Here is a 14,940-nt window from a genome sequence, read left to right on the forward strand (position 1 = left end):
AAAATTACATATAGGACATCGACATGAGTAATATGCAAGGAAAAACCATTTTTATTACTGGCGGCAGTCGAGGAATTGGCCGAGCCATTGCACTGAAAGCAGCACAAGCTGGCGCCAATGTTGTCATTGCAGCAAAAACTGAAGTGGAAACAGCCAAATTAACAGGCACGATTTATAGCGTCGCCGAAGAGATTGAAGCTGCTGGCGGCAGAGCACTACCCTTACTTTTAGATGTGCGTGATGAACAGCAGATAAATACTGCCATGCAACAAGCAGCCAAAAACTTTGGTGGTATTGATGTATTAATAAATAATGCGGGTGCGATTGCGCTCACTGGTGTCGAAGCCACCTCATTAAAACAATATGATCTGATCCAAACCATTAACCACCGTGCAACCTTTATTTGTGCCCAAGCAGCGCTCCCATTTTTAAAGCAGGCCCCACATCCACATATTCTGAGCTTATCCCCACCTGTGAATATGTCACCGAAATGGTTAGGTATGCTCTCGCCTTATGCCTTATCTAAGTATGGTATGACGATTCTGACTTTGGGTATGGCAGAAGAGTTCCATCACTATGGTATTTCATGTAATACCCTATGGCCTGAAACTTATATTGCAACAGCAGCGGTTTCGAAAAATCTAGGTGAGGAAAATACGCAACAACTCAGCCGAAAACCAGAGATCATGGCAGATGCGGCATTTGCAATTTACAGTACGGCAAAAGGTGAACTGACGGGACAAAGCTTAACTGATGAACAAGCGTTGGCCCGTATTGGAATCACTGATTTCACTCAGTATGCCTGTGTCAGTGGCAATACCAAATTACAGAAAGATTTCTTTCTTGATTAATTCAACAATAAAAAACGACCTTAAAACATCCGTCTTAAGGTCGTTTCAAAAGCACTGCTAAAAATTAGCCTGGGAAAATACCACGCTCTTTACGTGCTTTTAAGATACGCTCACAACCTAAAATGAAGGCTGCAGTACGTAGAGTACATTCTTTCTCACTTGATTTATGCCATACATCGTTAATGGCTTGAATCATCAACTTGTCTAGTCTTTCGTTAATTTCTTCTTCAGACCAGAAGTAGCTCGACATATCTTGAACCCATTCAAAGTAAGATACGGTTACACCACCAGCATTACAGATTACGTCAGGCACAACTGTAATACCACGTTGAACCAAAACATCATCCGCTTCAGGGAATGTTGGGCCGTTCGCACCTTCAAGCACTAACTTCGCAGTTAATTTTTGAGCACGTTCAACTGTGATTTGGCTTTCCAATGCAGCAGGGATCAAAATATCCATCTCTACATTCCAGAACTCTTCATCACTGATCACTTGTGCACCAGCAAAGCCGCCCACACCTTGGTGAGTTTCCATGTGCGTTTTTAATGCAGCAAGATCGATACCTTCAGGGTTGAAAATCGTACCTGTGTGATCTTGAATCGTCACGATGATCGATTTTGAATCTGCAAACAAATATGCAGCTTCGCTACCTACGTTACCAAAACCTTGAACCGCGATTTTCGCACCGTCTAAAGGTAATTTGATTTTTTCAGCTACTTGTTGACCTGTGATAAATACGCCACGGCCTGTTGCTTTAATACGACCAAGAGAACCACCGAGGTGTACCGGTTTACCCGTTACCACACCAGTCACTGTATGACCTTGACCAGAAGAATAGGTATCCATGATCCAACCCATGACGTTTGGATTAGTACCCACGTCTGGAGCAGGGATATCTTTTTGTGGGCCAATAATATGGCTGATTTCACTGGTATAACGACGTGTTAAACGTTCTAATTCACGTGGTGAAAGTTGACGCGGGTCAACACGGATGCCACCTTTTGCACCGCCAAATGGTAGATTCACCACCGCAGTTTTAATTGTCATCCATGCTGAAAGTGCCATTACTTCATTTAAATCTACATCTGGGTGATAGCGAATACCGCCTTTACCCGGACCACGTGACAAGTTGTGTTGTACACGATAACCTTCAAAATGACGAATTGTGCCATCGTCCATAACAATTGGCACGTCGACAATCAAAGCACGTTTTGGGCGCTTCAATGTGTCCACATAGTCTTCTAAACCATCTAGATATGGAGCAACACGCTCGATCTGTTCAAGATAAGTTGCCCATGGACCGTCATTTTGAGAGACATAAGATAAATTAGACATGTTTTAACCTTTTGATGAATTCACATGATCCATCAATCAAATATGTAGTTAAAAATTATATAAGCGGCTAATTTGGCAGTTCTACTATCCAAATCAAACCGTGGATTACATTCCGCCACATCAAAAACTTTAATCTTTCCGGTTTCCTTAATGGCCTCTAGTAATGGGTCAAAGACGGATAAATCAATCCCTTTAACCGCAGGTGCGCTTACACCTGGCGCAATGCTAGCACTAAATACATCAAGATCAACTGTAATATACAAATAGTCAACTTTTCCGGTAAAAGCTGTCAACTTTTCGATTAAAGTTTCAACATTTTGTTGCTGCAACTCATAATCGTAAATATAAGCACAATTCAGCCGATCTGCGGTTTCAAATAAAACCTTGGTATTTGAATGTTTCGCTACGCCAATGCACAAATAATGAAATTCTTGCTGATGCTGTTCGGACAGTTTGGCTGCATTTAAAAAAGGTGTTCCTGAGGTCACCTGTTCAGCTTCACGCAGGTCAAAATGTGCATCAAAATTGATGATACCAATCTTCTTATTCGGCTCATGATTTTGCAGATATTGAAACAGACCAGAGAAGCTGCCAAAAGCCACTTCATGACCACCGCCTAACACAATCGGTTTCATGCCCTGTTTGAGGCTTCTTTCAACCTGTTCAGCCAATTCAGCCTGTGCTTGTTCCAGTTTTGAACCGTCACAGACCACGGTACCAATATCTGCAATCGTGACAGGTTGATGCACAGGTAAATTGGCCAATTGCGCACGAATACTGTCAGGCGCATCTGCTGCACCCAACCGCCCTTTATTGCGCTTAACCCCTTCATCCGAGCTAAAGCCAATCAGGGCATAATCAGCTCTTGGCGTGGTATTGACGACTTGGTGAATCCTTAAGTGTCCAGCACCCTCACCATCTTTACGTCCCTGCCATATAAATGAATGATTCATTATGTCTAGCGTCCTTTAAAAATGAGCTTCGCTGTTAGATTAAGATTTCATTGCCATGCTGAATAATCCGCTTTGGTAAGTCGCCACCCAACCAGTAAACGATTTCGGATGGATGCTCAATCTCCCACGCAATAAAGTCTGCAACTTTACCTGTCTCTAAAGTGCCGTGAGTCTCTTGTAAACCCAATGCATGTGCCGCATGCGTCGTCACACCCGCCAAAGTCTGTTCAGGTGTTAGACGGAATAAAGTACTGCCCATATTCATCATTAAGCGTAAAGATAAGGCTGGTGATGTGCCTGGATTTAAATCACTGGATAGTGCAATGCGTACCCCATGTTGATGCAAACTGTCTAAAGGCGGATATTTGGTTTCCCTCAAGAAATAGAATGCACCTGGCAATAACACCGCCACCGTTCCAGCAGCAGCCATCGCCTTAACATCATCCTCAGTCATAAATTCCAAATGATCTGCCGATAAGGCTTGATAACGTGCCGCCAAACTCGATCCGCCCAATGCAGACAATTGCTCGGCGTGTAACTTGATCGGTAGATTTAAAGACTGCGCTGTTTTAAATAGACGTTCGACTTGAGCTGGTGAAAATGCCAAATATTCACAAAAGGCATCCACTGCATCAACTAAACCTTCTTGATGGAGTTTAGGCAGCATCTCATTGCAGATATGCTCGATATAAGCATCACTTTGATCTTTGTACTCAGGCGGCAAAGCATGCGCTGCCAAGCAAGTACTACGAACCGTCATTGGCAAGGTATCTGCAATTTGACGAATCACACGCAGCATTTTTCGTTCATTGGCATAATCCAGACCGTAACCTGATTTAATCTCAATGGTGGTGACACCGTCTTTGAGCAGACAACGAATTCGTTTTAACGCCGATGCGAGTAATTGTTCTTCACTGGCTTCACGCGTGGCACGAACTGTACTGGCAATCCCGCCACCGCTGGCTGCAATTTCAGCATAGCTGACACCTTGTAGGCGTTTTTCAAACTCAACACTACGGTTGCCACCAAACACGCTATGGGTATGACAATCAATCAAACCCGGTGTGACCCATGCGCCATTCAAATCAATGGTTTCGGAATAAGCATCGGCAGGAAGATCATCAAATGTTCCAATCCAGTGGATATGCTGCCCTGAAGTGACCATTGCAGCATGTTCAATACTGGAATATTGCCCATTTTGCATAGTGGCGATATGACAGTTTTTCCAAAGCTTTTTCATTCACAGTTCCTCTCACTGCTCAGGCGGGATGACACCTGAGCAGCTTGATATTTAACTTTCCATTTCGATGTTTTGTTGCATGCTTTGATTTTCTTTTACCGTGTTTTGCTTGGGCTTCACCCAAATGGTATAAGCAATCCAAAGTAAAACTAACCAGGTTGCGCCAACATAAATTGCAGGTCGTGAGTCTGGGAAATAGCCCATCATCGCCAAGATAAACAACATGAATGCAATTGCAAATGCAGGTGCATACGGCCAGCCAATCACTGGGAAATCGAGGGCTTTGATTTCTGCTTTAGACAACTTACGACGCATCGCAACTTGAGCAAGTAAAATCATGAGCCAAACCCAAACCGTGGCAAAGGTCGCAATTGAAGCAATAATAATGAATACATTTTCAGGAATCAGATAGTTCAGTAACACACCGATCAATAACACCCCTGCCATCACCACAACCGTCATCCAAGGCACGCCATTTTTGGAGATTTTTTGGAATACTTTTGGTGCTTGGCCACGGTTCGACATACCATACAGCATACGCCCAGCACCAAATACATCACTATTAATCGCAGAGATCGCCGCAGTAATCACTACGATATTGAGAACAGTCGCCGCAGATCCAATCCCAAGATTTTCAAAGATCTGTACAAATGGACTGCCTTGGCTACCAATTTGATTCCATGGGAAAATCGACATCAATACAAAAATCGTCATTACATAGAACAACAGAATACGTACTGGCACCGCATTAATCGCTTTAGGAATCGAGGTTTTCGGGTCTTGCGACTCACCTGCGGTAATCCCGATAATTTCAATCCCACCAAACGCGAATACCACCACCGATAAACAGGCAACTAAACCAGCAATACCATTTGGCATAAAACCATCGTGAATCCACAAGTTTTGAATGCCTGTGGTAAAACCACTATGATCCGCATGGAAACCATAGAACATTAAACCTAAACCACCGACAATCATCGCAACAATCGCAGTCACTTTGACAATTGAAAGCCAGAATTCCAGTTCACCAAAGACTTTGACATGAATCAGGTTAATTGCCCCGAGGAACATGATTAGCGACAGAATCCAGATCCAGCGTGGCACATCGGGGTACCAGAACCCCATATAAATCCCGAAGGCAGTGACATCGGCCAAAGCCACAATGATCATTTCAAAAACGTAGGTCCATCCTGTGGTAAAACCTGCGAGCGGACCAATATATTGTGAGGCATAGTGACTGAATGAACCCGATACTGGATTATGTACAGCCATCTCACCCAGTGCGCGCATCACGATATAAATTGCAATCCCTGCAACGATATATGCGATTAATACAGACGGACCTGCCATTTTGATGGCTGTTGCCGAACCGTAAAAGAGTCCTGTCCCAATGGCTGAACCCAATGCCAAAAAACGAATATGGCGGGTGTTTAACCCCCGCTGTAATGTGGAGTGTTGTGACATTATAATCTCCAATCCTTGAGGAAATTTAGTTAGATTCGGCCACTCCATGTGACCGATTTATTGATCACACTTCAGACAAACTCGGTAATAGCTGTGGAATGAGTAATTCGTTCAAGCAGCCACTTGCAAGCAATTCACTCGCTTGCTCAATATCTGGCGCAAAGAAACGATCTTCACTGTAATAAGGCACTTGGTCACGCAGCACTTTACGCGCACGCTCAAGTTTTGGAGAACTCTTCAAACCTTCACGGAAATCAAGACCCTGACATGCCCCTAACCACTCAACTGCAAGAATGCCGCGAACGTTGTCAGCCATATACCACAAACGTTTGCCCGCATTCGGCGCCATAGAAACATGGTCTTCCTGATTTGCAGAGGTCGGTAAACTATCAACACTGGCAGGATGTGCAAGTGCTTTATTGTCACTTGCTAACGCAGCGGCTGTTACTTGAGCAATCATGAAGCCTGAGTTGACCCCACCATTGGCAACCAAGAATGGCGGCAATTGTGACATATGACGGTCCATCATCATCGAAATACGGCGTTCTGACAGTGAACCAATTTCTGCAATTGCCAATGCAAGGTTGTCCGCAGCCATTGCTACAGGTTCAGCGTGGAAGTTACCACCTGAAATCACATCACCTTCAGCAGCAAAGACCAATGGGTTATCCGACACGGCATTTGATTCAATTGCTAATACTTCTGCCGCTTGACGAATTTGAGTCAAGCAAGCACCCATCACCTGAGGTTGGCAGCGAAGTGAGTATGGATCTTGTACCTTGCTACAGTCCTCATGAGAATGAGCAATTTCACTCGATTCAGTCAGTAAGTCACGATATGCAGCAGCAACATCAATTTGACCACGTTGACCACGGACTTCATGAATACGTGCATCGAATGGTGCACGAGAACCCAACATGGCTTCAACACTTAAACCACCACATACGGTTGCAGCAGCAAATAAATCTTCTGCTTCAAACAAACCACGTAATGCGTATGCTGTAGAAACTTGTGTCCCGTTTAAAAGTGCTAAACCTTCTTTCGCAGCTAAAGAAATTGGCTCTAGACCCGCGATTTTAAGTGCTTCAACCGCTGGCAACCATTCACCTTTATAGCGTGCTTTGCTTTCGCCCAATAACACCAAAGACATATGTGCTAATGGTGCCAAGTCACCTGAAGCACCAACAGAACCTTTTAATGGAATATGCGGATAAACTTCTGCATTGATCAACGCCAAAATCGCATCGATCACTTTACGGCGAATACCTGAAAAGCCACGTGCCAAACTATTTGCTTTCAGCAGCATAATCAGACGCACCATCGCATCATCAAGCGGCTCACCCACGCCAGCAGCGTGTGATAGCACCAAAGAACGCTGTAATTGCTCTAAGTCTTCTGGTGCAATTTTAGTTGATGCAAGTAAACCAAAACCCGTATTGATCCCGTAAGCAGTACGGCCTTCATTGACGATTTGTTCGACACAAGCAACACTCGCATTGATCCCAGCAGAAGCGCTGTCATCGAGTTTCACTTTGATTGGATTTAAATAAGCGTGGCGCAGATCTGCTAAGCTAAGTTTGCCGGGTTGAATTAGAAGTTCCATTATTGGCGTCCTGTTTTGCACTCTATTGTTCGCTTACGATGCTGCTTACACAATTGCAAAAAGCATCGTAATGTCCTTGTCTGTTTATTGTGTGATCATCGGCAAGTTCAAGCCTTGCTCTTTAGCACAATCAATTGCAATGTCATAGCCCGCATCGGCATGACGCATCACACCTGTTGCAGGGTCATTGGTCAATACACGTGCAATACGTGCTGCTGCCTCATCTGTACCATCACACACGATCACCACACCTGAGTGTTGCGAGAAGCCCATACCTACACCACCGCCGTGATGTAATGACACCCAAGTCGCACCGCCCGCAGTGTTGAGCAAGGCATTTAATAACGGCCAGTCAGATACGGCATCTGAACCATCTTTCATTGATTCGGTTTCACGGTTTGGACTAGACACTGAACCTGAATCCAGATGGTCACGACCAATCACGATGGGTGCTGAAAGTTCACCACTACGCACCATTTCATTAAATGCCAAGCCCAATTTTGCACGTAAGCCTAAGCCCACCCAGCAAATACGTGCTGGTAAACCTTGGAAGCTGATACGTTCACGCGCCATATCTAACCAACGATGTAAATGCTCATCATCTGGAATGAGTTCTTTTACTTTGGCATCTGTCTTATAGATATCTTCTGGATCACCTGAAAGTGCCGCCCAACGGAATGGACCAACACCACGACAGAACAATGGACGGATATAAGCTGGAACAAAGCCAGGGAAATCGAAGGCATTTGCTACGCCTTCATCTTGTGCCATTTGACGGATGTTGTTGCCGTAGTCAAAGGTTGGAACACCCATTTTTTGGAAATCCAACATCGCTTGAACATGCTGTGCCATCGATTGTTTAGCCGCTTTCACCACAACTTCTGGTTCAGTTTTAGCGCGCTGACGATACTCTTCCCATGTCCAGCCAATTGGCAAATAACCATTTAATGGGTCATGTGCGCTGGTTTGGTCAGTCACCATATCTGGATGTACACCACGACGAACTAATTCAGGTAAGATTTCTGCTGCATTGCCATGTAGTGCAATCGAAACCGCCTTACCTTCTTTGGTATATTTTTCAATACGTGCCAAAGCATCATCTAAATCAGTGGCTTGCTCATCGACATAACGGGTACGTAAACGGAAAGCGATACTAGTTTGTTGGCATTCGATATTGAGTGAGCATGCACCTGCCAGTGTTGCAGCTAAAGGTTGTGCACCGCCCATACCACCTAAGCCAGCAGTTAAGACCCAACGACCTGTCAAATCGCCGTTATAGTGTTGACGACCTGCTTCTACAAAGGTTTCATAAGTGCCTTGTACAATGCCTTGGCTACCAATATAAATCCAAGAACCAGCAGTCATCTGACCATACATTGCCAAACCTTTGGCATCCAATTCATTGAAATGCTCCCAAGTTCCCCAATGTGGAACAAGATTCGAGTTTGCAATCAAAACACGCGGTGCATCTTTATGGGTTTTGAACACACCCACTGGCTTACCAGATTGAACCAACAGGGTTTCATCAGTTTCTAAATTCTTTAACGTTTCAACGATCTTATCAAAGCATTCCCAGTTACGTGCAGCACGACCAATACCACCGTAAACAACAAGCTCTTTTGGATTCTCTGCAACATCAGGGTCAAGATTGTTCATCAGCATGCGTAAAGGCGCTTCTGTTAACCAGCTTTTTGCATTGAGCTTTGTACCACGTGGTGCGCGAATTTCTACATCACGAAATTTTGTTGTCGTTGTTGTCACAATCGGACTCCTTCCATTGAGTTTGAATCAGCAAATTAACCTGCTTTACTGTATAGCAATGTATTAACTTGTATATACATCCATATACTACACAAAACTTTTATATTGAAAAGATGCTTTTCAATTCTTTTATGAAAATAAATTACAAGTTAATGAAATAAATAGATTTATTTTTTGATCGGCAATAAAAAACACATACAACCTAAAGTCATATGTGTTTTAAGAAAAAGTGGAAAAATTAGATTTTTGTGAGTTCGATCAGACAAGTTTGTTTTAAATGCTCTGATTTTAAAACCAGTTTTTTCAATGCTTTTTGCTGCTCTATTTTAAGACTTTGCTGGTGTGCTAAACAAAAAACCTGCCGATCCACTTCAATTTCTAATGGTTCTGGACTCTGATTAAAAATAAAAATCAGATCGGCTGAACTGAACATCTCAGTGCTTACTGAATCAAACAGCCATTGATAGTGGGAACGCCATTTTTCAGGATGATAAATCAGATTAAAATCCCGAATCGGCCCATCACTGAGTTCACAACTGGTTGTGCTATCCCCACTGAATTGGGCAGATTCTAAGGTTTTCAAATGCTCTGAATCACCGTCAATATTCAATACGATGCCAACACCTTCCAATACCGTGAGGATACGCTGCATGCCATTAAACTTGGAAAAATCACCCGAAGTTTTGACATCTGCCATCGAAATACGCCAATCAAAGGCATCCAGACTGTCACCGTCACTTCGGGCAAGCTCAATGGTATAACCTGCACCATTCTTCCACAGCATCTGTTTATATTCAGCTGTGTCTAAGTGTTGAATCATTGGGTAAACTTACCTTCCAGATAATAACGACTGCCTGGATAAATCAGACGCGCACTGGAAATCAGCTGTTTATTCGACCAGGTACGGCGACGAATCAACAAACAAGGCTCAGTCTTGTTAATTTTCAGCCATTTGCATTCTTGTGCTGACGCAAGAATTGCTGTCACCACATGTTCACCTTCAGTCACAGGTGCTTTCGACATTAAATAAGCATTCGGTGTAATGCTTTTAAAATCTTGTGCCAAGTAATCTGGAATCAACATCGGATCGACCAGTCGATCTTCAATCTGAACAGGTACATCATTTTCATAATGCACGATGATTGAGTGAAATAACTTTTGCCCTTCTCGAATCTGCATCAGCATACTTTGTTCAGCATTGGCCTGAATCTGTTCCAGCACCAAGACTTCGGCATGATGTTTGTGATTTCGGGCAATGATTTCTTCGGCAATATTATTGACATGAAATAAAGCGGTACGTCCTTGCCCTTCTGCAACGAAAGAACCAACACCTTGGATACGCACCAATAAACCTTCACTGGTGAGTTCGCGCAAGGCACGATTCACGGTCATGCGACTGCAGCCCAGTAAATTGACCAATTCACTTTCTGAAGGAATTTTTTTATTGACGGTCCATGTTCCTTCATAGATTTTTTGCGAAATCATTTGTTTCACACGCAAATACAAAGGAACAGGACTATCTTCTTCTAAGGACAAATCTAAATCGTTTTGCTTTGTCGCTCTTGACATTGGCTAAAACTCATACTAAATACTATAAGTCATTGTATATTGAATTAAGCACAATTGTATATACAAGCCTATACAAATAAACAATTTAGGCTTAATAGAAGATAAACAACTCCGTTTTAATCTCTTAAATATCCCAAATTTATTCAAGCTAAACCGTATAGCGTTTGCTTAACCCCCATTCAGCCAAGATACGGCGATACATGGTCGAAGAACGATCGGCTTCAAAATGTGCTTCCATACTAATATCTAGAGGTAATTCTTCTGGCTTTTGCGCCTCTACCATCTCTTGATCTTCGGCAAAAATTTGCGCATTAAAATCATAGACCGCCTGTAAATCGCCGGTGGTATCGAAATTACGAGTTAACGGTACAAACAAACGGGTCTTATTATGTGAGATGGGACAACAGGCATTTAAAATCTTGAGTACCCCGTCATTTGGAAAATGAATGGTCAGTACGGCTGAAAATGGCGGATAAACATCAAAGATTCGTTCCCACACAAAATCATCGGGTGCTAGGTGCTGCATCCCATGCGGGTAGTTGCTGACATTACTGGTGTAGTTTGTATGTAAGCCATAATCGGTACGTTCAGTCGAATATTTAGGTACCACAGGATTGTCTCGATCAGCAAAGGCCTGATGATGCACCCAAGCAAAGTGTGCCACATCAATAAAGCCTTCCAGTTGACGGCCGCTTGAACCTGCAATATCCACAGAAGGTGGCAAAATGGCTTGATGTGTCTCGCTCTCCCATGTGTCTAATACAGGAAAATTCGCCAAACTTTCATCTCTGCCCAAAATGCTAGTCCAGACCAATCCATATTTTAAAACCACAGGAAACTTGGTCAGAGAAAAGCGCTCTGAGATTTTAGTTAAATCAGGTTGCGCTGGGATTTTAGAGCATTTGCCATCTTCATTAAAATGAAGTCCATGATAAGGACAAATCAAAGTGTCTCCCTCAACCCAACCTTTACTCAAAGGTACACCACGATGTGGGCAAATATCCCGAGCCAAATGAATCTGCCCTGTTTCGGTCTTATACAAAGCCAAATTCATATCCAATAAGGTGACTTGCTGCGGTTTACTGCTCACTTCTTCGATACGTGCAACGGGATACCAATGTTGTGCAAGAATCTGCCAGTCCTGATCATCAAATTGGCTATGACATGGCTTATTTGGAAGATTGATGAATGGAATTGCGTTCATATCCTGTGCTCATTTTTAAGATTTTTCTCTTCATGAGCAGTGTGGAATAGATCAATATTCTCGTCTATTAGAATGATTTATATGCATCATTCTAAAAATTAGAACAGCCTAGGCACTAAAATTGCTTTTGTATTAAAACCTGCTTTATCTCAAGTGAGTTTGCAATGGCCTTGCCATTTTCACGTTTTGCCGATTATTTTATTGCCGTTGCCAAAACAGGCAGTTTAAGAAAAGCAGCCGATCAACTGTTTATTTCTGTCTCCGCGGTACATCGGCAGATTGTTTTGGCAGAAGAAGAACTCGGTGTTGCTTTATTTGAACGTTTGCCCAGTGGACTCAAGCTGACTTTGGCTGGTGAATTACTCTATGCTGATCTACGCAGCTGGCAAAAAGAGTTTCAAATCACCCAAAAACGTCTAAATGAAATCCAAGGCATACAACGCGGTTCAATTGATTTTGGGATGATTGCAGCACTCAGTGAAAGCTTTGTCAGTGCCGTGATGCAATCTATTGTTCAGCAATATCCATGGATTAATTTTAAGGTTCGTGTCTTGGACAGTGATCGTATCGCTGATCTGGTGATCAATGCTGAACTCGACTTTGGCTTGATTCTGAATCCCAAACATCAGCACCAATTACAGATCAGCGCCTTTATTGAAATGCCTTTAGGTTTCGTTATTCCCAAACAGCATCCTTTAGCCCATAAAGAAAAAATCTACTTCTCCGATACACTGGAATTCAATCATATTATTCCCGCCGAGCCTTTGGTCATTCATGACCATGTTACGGCCTTATATAAAAAGCAGGACTTTCATCCACGCCATACCATCGAGTGCAATGATATCCATATGATGATTTCATTACTCAGACAAAACTTAGGCATCAGCATTATGAGTTATCTGGATGCTGCCCCTTATATTGAAAATGGTGAATTTGAATTTAGAGCGATCAATGATCATGGCCTACATCCGATTACGGTTGCACTTTGTGTTGCACCAAAACGACAACTTTCTCGGATTGCGCAAATCATGATGAATCAAATCATTATCGAGATGGAGGCACTAAAATCGCGCATGCTAATGAATATTCATCAATAAAATTGTATTTTTGCACCAAAATAAAACACTCAAACCATTGATTTAAATAAATATAGTGTTTGACACCCAAAGATTTAATCGGGTAAGTTGATGTGAAGATTCACCTTTTTCACGATTCAGGCGTTGCTATGGTTTGGCCCAATACAGACATTGATTTAACAGCAGATTATCCACGAGATATGGTCGGTTATGCTGATCACCCCCCCCATGCACAGTGGCCCAATCAAGCAAAAATCGCGGTGCAGTTTGTATTGAATTATGAAGAAGGGGGTGAAAAACATATTCTGCATGGCGATGAAGGCTCGGAACAGTTTTTGTCTGAAATCAGTGGTGTAGAAAGTTATCCTGCACGGCACCTTTCAATGGACTCGATTTATGAATATGGCTCACGGGTCGGTTTTTGGCGGATTCAGCAGGAATTTGCCAAACGTCAATTGCCGATGACCATTTTTGCCGTTGCCATGGCTTTGCAACGGAATCCATTGGTGGTCGCAGCGATCAAACAGCACCATTATGATGTGGTATCACATGGCTTACGCTGGATTCATTATCAAAATATAGATATTGAAACTGAGAAACAGCATATGGCGGAAGCCATGCATATCCTCAAAGATTTATTTGGTGAAATGCCAACGGGTTGGTATACAGGCCGTGATAGCCCCAATACCCGTCAATTATTAGCGGAATATGATCAGGTGCAATATGACAGTGATTATTACGGTGATGACTTACCTTTTTGGACAACACTCAGTAATGCAGCGGGTGCAAGCCGTCCACATTTAATTATTCCCTATACACTCGATACCAATGATATGAAGTTTGCTTCGCCGACTGGGTTTAATCGTAGTGAGGATTTTTTTGAATATTTAAAAGATGCTTTTGATGTCCTCTATGCAGAGGGAGCAACCTCACCTAAGATGCTTTCCATTGGTATGCATTGTCGAATTTTAGGACGTCCTGCCCGCTTTAAGGCATTACAACGTTTCCTAGATTATGTGCAAAATCATGATCGGGTCTGGATTTGCACCCGTCAGCAGATTGCTGAGCATTGGTATACACATCATCCTTATCAAGCTTAGGTTTATTAAAGCGTCATAATGTGTCGTATATCCGATTTAAACAATTTATCCAAAAAAAATAAGCTTTAAGCTACTCCTTTAGAATAAGGAGATGATCAGGATGAAAGTACAATATTTTGCAGCGAGTACGCTAGATGGATTTATTGCGACCGAAGACGATTCTTTAGAATGGTTATTTGCATTAGGCGAACTATATAACTCAAGTTATCCAACCTTTATTGCAAATGTTGGTGCTTTAGTGATGGGATCGGCAACTTATGAATGGATATTGAATAACGCAGAGCAAGTTGCTGCTGAAACAGGTTCTCCTTGGCCTTATACCCAACCAACTTGGGTATTTTCCAGCCGTGAACTGCCCTTGGTTAAAGGTGCAAATATCCATTTTGTACAAGGAGACATCACTCCTGTTTATGCTGAAATACAATCCATCATTGGGGATAAGAATATTTGGATTGTAGGTGGTGGCGAATTGGCAGGTCAGTTCTATGATGCCAATTTACTTGATGAACTCATTATACAAATTGGTTCAGTCACCCTTGGGAAAGGAAAAGCACTATTTCCTCGAAGCGTATTTGCACCAACGCTTAAATTGATCTCCGTTCATCACATGGGTGAAGGTATGATTGAATTACATTATAGCGTTGATCGTAAACAAAATTAGCAAAATGTTGAATGCCTTATCTAGCTTGTAAATACTGGTAAAACAATTAAAAAAATCCCTCAATTCAATCTAAATAACCCATTCTGTCAAATAAAATGGATGATTCGGAAGAATTTTCTAAT

At 42.6% G+C, this 14,940-nt stretch carries 13 protein-coding genes; 4 read left to right on the forward strand and 9 right to left on the reverse strand.

The window, feature by feature from the left end:
• The first annotated feature begins 23 nt into the window (after positions 1–23).
• The gene (locus F993_RS10175; RefSeq protein WP_004654195.1) at positions 24–851 is read left to right on the forward strand and encodes an SDR family oxidoreductase; all 828 of its coding nucleotides are present in this window, start codon (positions 24–26) and stop codon (positions 849–851) included.
• A 64-nt stretch (positions 852–915) separates the two neighbouring features.
• Here the strand turns inward: F993_RS10175 and F993_RS10170 are convergent, their stop codons facing one another.
• The 9 genes from F993_RS10170 to F993_RS10130 form a co-directional block, all read right to left on the reverse strand.
• The gene (locus F993_RS10170; protein WP_004654197.1) at positions 916–2,187 is read right to left on the reverse strand and encodes a Glu/Leu/Phe/Val family dehydrogenase; all 1,272 of its coding nucleotides are present in this window, start codon (positions 2,185–2,187) and stop codon (positions 916–918) included.
• Positions 2,188–2,219: 32 nt separating this feature from the next.
• Positions 2,220–3,140, reverse strand: a complete 921-nt coding sequence (hutG, locus tag F993_RS10165; RefSeq protein WP_004654199.1) for a formimidoylglutamase — start codon at positions 3,138–3,140, stop codon at positions 2,220–2,222.
• A gap of 34 nt (positions 3,141–3,174) precedes the next feature.
• Complete coding sequence (hutI, locus tag F993_RS10160; protein ID WP_004654202.1) at positions 3,175–4,380, reverse strand: imidazolonepropionase; 1,206 nt, start codon at positions 4,378–4,380, stop codon at positions 3,175–3,177.
• A gap of 51 nt (positions 4,381–4,431) precedes the next feature.
• Positions 4,432–5,844 carry an amino acid permease gene (locus tag F993_RS10155; protein WP_004654204.1) on the reverse strand — a complete coding sequence of 471 codons (1,413 nt, stop codon included), beginning with the start codon at positions 5,842–5,844 and terminating at the stop codon, positions 4,432–4,434.
• 64 nt (positions 5,845–5,908) lie between these two features.
• Entirely contained in the window at positions 5,909–7,447 is a 1,539-nt protein-coding gene (gene hutH, locus F993_RS10150; protein WP_004654206.1) for a histidine ammonia-lyase, read from the reverse strand.
• A gap of 84 nt (positions 7,448–7,531) precedes the next feature.
• Positions 7,532–9,208 (reverse strand): urocanate hydratase, encoded by a 1,677-nt coding sequence (gene hutU / locus F993_RS10145; RefSeq protein ID WP_004654208.1) that lies wholly within the window; start codon positions 9,206–9,208, stop codon positions 7,532–7,534.
• Between the two features lie 238 nt (positions 9,209–9,446).
• Positions 9,447–10,028, reverse strand: a complete 582-nt coding sequence (locus F993_RS10140) for a HutD/Ves family protein (RefSeq protein WP_004654211.1) — start codon at positions 10,026–10,028, stop codon at positions 9,447–9,449.
• The gene (gene hutC / locus F993_RS10135) at positions 10,025–10,777 is read right to left on the reverse strand and encodes a histidine utilization repressor (protein WP_004654214.1); all 753 of its coding nucleotides are present in this window, start codon (positions 10,775–10,777) and stop codon (positions 10,025–10,027) included. The genes F993_RS10140 and hutC overlap by 4 nt, the downstream gene beginning before the upstream one ends.
• A 148-nt stretch (positions 10,778–10,925) precedes the next feature.
• Positions 10,926–11,981, reverse strand: a complete 1,056-nt coding sequence (locus F993_RS10130; RefSeq protein ID WP_004654215.1) for an aromatic ring-hydroxylating oxygenase subunit alpha — start codon at positions 11,979–11,981, stop codon at positions 10,926–10,928.
• 164 nt (positions 11,982–12,145) lie between these two features.
• Between F993_RS10130 and F993_RS10125 the strand changes: the two genes are divergently transcribed.
• The 3 genes from F993_RS10125 (at position 12,146) to F993_RS10115 (ending at position 14,818) form a co-directional block, all read left to right on the forward strand.
• Positions 12,146–13,078: a LysR family transcriptional regulator gene (locus tag F993_RS10125; protein WP_004654217.1), complete on the forward strand. Its 933-nt coding sequence runs from the start codon at positions 12,146–12,148 to the stop codon at positions 13,076–13,078.
• Between the two features lie 128 nt (positions 13,079–13,206).
• Entirely contained in the window at positions 13,207–14,157 is a 951-nt protein-coding gene (puuE, locus tag F993_RS10120) for an allantoinase PuuE (RefSeq protein WP_004654218.1), read from the forward strand.
• Between the two features lie 100 nt (positions 14,158–14,257).
• A complete protein-coding gene (locus F993_RS10115; protein WP_004654220.1) occupies positions 14,258–14,818 on the forward strand; it encodes a dihydrofolate reductase family protein in 561 nt (186 codons plus the stop codon).
• The last annotated feature ends 122 nt before the right edge of the window (positions 14,819–14,940 follow it).

It is taken from the genome of Acinetobacter proteolyticus, from assembly GCF_000367945.1.
GTDB classification, from domain to species: domain Bacteria; phylum Pseudomonadota; class Gammaproteobacteria; order Pseudomonadales; family Moraxellaceae; genus Acinetobacter; species Acinetobacter proteolyticus.

Bases quoted from the DNA above. Each gene is read 5' to 3' on its own strand.
- hutH (WP_004654206.1), bottom strand. From the start codon at position 7,447: ATGGAACTTCTAATTCAACCCGGCAAACTTAGCTTAGCAGATCTGCGC.
- puuE (WP_004654218.1), top strand. From the start codon at position 13,207: ATGGTTTGGCCCAATACAGACATTGATTTAACAGCAGATTATCCACGA.
- hutG (WP_004654199.1), bottom strand. From the start codon at position 3,140: ATGAATCATTCATTTATATGGCAGGGACGTAAAGATGGTGAGGGTGCT.
- F993_RS10170 (WP_004654197.1), bottom strand. From the start codon at position 2,187: ATGTCTAATTTATCTTATGTCTCTCAAAATGACGGTCCATGGGCAACT.
- F993_RS10175 (WP_004654195.1), top strand. From the start codon at position 24: ATGAGTAATATGCAAGGAAAAACCATTTTTATTACTGGCGGCAGTCGA.
- hutC (WP_004654214.1), bottom strand. From the start codon at position 10,777: ATGTCAAGAGCGACAAAGCAAAACGATTTAGATTTGTCCTTAGAAGAA.
- F993_RS10115 (WP_004654220.1), top strand. From the start codon at position 14,258: ATGAAAGTACAATATTTTGCAGCGAGTACGCTAGATGGATTTATTGCG.
- F993_RS10130 (WP_004654215.1), bottom strand. From the start codon at position 11,981: ATGAACGCAATTCCATTCATCAATCTTCCAAATAAGCCATGTCATAGC.
- F993_RS10125 (WP_004654217.1), top strand. From the start codon at position 12,146: ATGGCCTTGCCATTTTCACGTTTTGCCGATTATTTTATTGCCGTTGCC.
- F993_RS10155 (WP_004654204.1), bottom strand. From the start codon at position 5,844: ATGTCACAACACTCCACATTACAGCGGGGGTTAAACACCCGCCATATT.
- F993_RS10140 (WP_004654211.1), bottom strand. From the start codon at position 10,028: ATGATTCAACACTTAGACACAGCTGAATATAAACAGATGCTGTGGAAG.
- hutI (WP_004654202.1), bottom strand. From the start codon at position 4,380: ATGAAAAAGCTTTGGAAAAACTGTCATATCGCCACTATGCAAAATGGG.